Genomic DNA, 1,732 nt, shown 5'->3' on the forward strand with positions numbered 1-1,732 from the left:
GCGCAGGCGCTGGCGCAGGTTGGGCACGCGCACGGCGTGCAGGGCGCGCTCGATATGGTCGAAGGCGTCGCTCAGGTGCGGGGAGAGGGCGAAGCCGGCTTCGGTCAGGGACAGGCCCTGGGGCGTGCGGATGAAGAGGGCGACGCCGAGGTAGTCTTCCAGTTGTTTGATCTGGCGGCTGACGGCGCCCTGGGTGACGTTGAGGCCCACGGCGGCCTGGCTGAAGCTGCGGTGGCGGGCGACTTCTTCGAAGACCCGGAGCATGTTGAGGGAGGGCAGTTGGCGCATGAAATGGATTCCACACCTGTTGTTTTTATGGTGTTTTTGGCGGCCTCTTCACGAGCAAGCCCGCTCCCACATTTGATCGGCGCCGCGGTCAAAATGTGGGAGCGGGCTTGCTCGCGAAGGCGTCAGTGAAGACGCCGCCTATTTTAGAAGTAGTAGCCAATGTTCATATACAACTGATTCTCCCACTGGTTACTCCCCCCAGCTCCCAAGCTCTCGGTATAGCTGCTCCCACCAATATACGGATCGTTCTTGCCGATCAACCACTCCGTGGCCACCCACAGTTTACTCACCGAAAACGACGTGCCCAGGATCACCCGCTGCGAGGTCTTGAACTGATCCTCGGACTTGTCAAACGCACTGTAGTTGGCATACAGCTTAACGCCGCTGACCTGGTCAAACAGGTACTTGCCGCCCACGTCGTAGCTCAAGTCCGCCACATACAGATTGCCGCGGCTGGCCACGTTGAACGTGCCGTCATACCCGCCCAGGGTCACCACGCTGTCGGTGCCCGGGTTGCGCGGTGACATCTGCTGGCGTGCCGCCTGCAATTGCACGCCCCACGGGCCGTTCTTGCCCAGGTAGTGGATCGCCACCGCGTTGCGCCGGCCATCGTCGTTGGTGTCCTTGTTCTCCAGGGTGGAGGTCAGGCCGGACAGCCCGACTTCCGATTTCCATCCGCCCAGATCCATGGCCTTGGCCACCCGCACCACCACGGTGTTGCGTTCCTGGTTGTTGCTGCCGTCGCCCACGTAGCTGTCGGCCTCGGAGATCACGCTGGAGTAGGTCACGCCCTTGCTCGTGCCTTTGCCTTGCCACGCCGGGCGCAGGTAGTAACCGGCCTGGATGTTCCAGTCGCCGCTTTGCTGGATGTACTTGGCGCCCACCTGCTGCACATCTTCCAGGCCGATCACGTTGCCCAGGGTTTCGTAGAAGGTGCTGCCGAAGTACGGCTGCAAGCCAAACGGCACTGTGTTCAAACCCACTTGCACCTGCTGGTCGGGGTTGAACTTGTAGCCCACCCAGGCGAACTTGGCGAACTGGATATCGCCGTAGTTCTTGGTGTACTGGTACGGGTAGGAGCGCCCGTAGAAGCGGTACTGCGCTTCGCCGATCCAGGTGTCGGAGTTGTACTTGGCGCTGAGGTACGCGGTGTCGAGGCCGAACTTCTGGATGTCGCGATCCGGGTCGTAGTCCCAACGGGCGCGCACGGCGCCGCCGAGGTCGAGGTTGTCGGTGACTTGAATGGCCATGGCCGGTGCCGCAAGGGCGCCAAGCACAGGGACCAGAGCGATGTAACGGAAGGTTGGTCGCATGGTTTTGCTCTCGTTATTGGTTATTTTTTGGCAACAGCAGCCCCTTGCCGCAACGAACGCTGCGACGCGGGGTAAAGGGTTGACTCAGTGCGCTTGCGGGCGAATCAGCCGCAACGGCGGGCCTGCCGTGG

At 61.8% G+C, this 1,732-nt stretch carries 2 protein-coding genes; both read right to left on the reverse strand.

From position 1 onward, the window contains the following. Positions 1–288, reverse strand: a 288-nt coding sequence (locus HX846_RS33620; protein ID WP_178967089.1) for a LysR family transcriptional regulator, incomplete at its 3' end; no start/stop codon positions are given. A gap of 143 nt (positions 289–431) precedes the next feature. Then, a complete protein-coding gene (locus tag HX846_RS33625; protein WP_003218578.1) occupies positions 432–1,601 on the reverse strand; it encodes a hypothetical protein in 1,170 nt (389 codons plus the stop codon). Positions 1,602–1,732: the final 131 nt, after the last annotated feature.

The organism is Pseudomonas sp. K5002, assembly GCF_013386655.1.
Lineage (GTDB): Bacteria > Pseudomonadota > Gammaproteobacteria > Pseudomonadales > Pseudomonadaceae > Aquipseudomonas.

Excerpts from the sequence above, each read along its gene's own strand:
- HX846_RS33625 (WP_003218578.1), bottom strand. The coding sequence starts at position 1,601 with ATGCGACCAACCTTCCGTTACATCGCTCTGGTCCCTGTGCTTGGCGCC.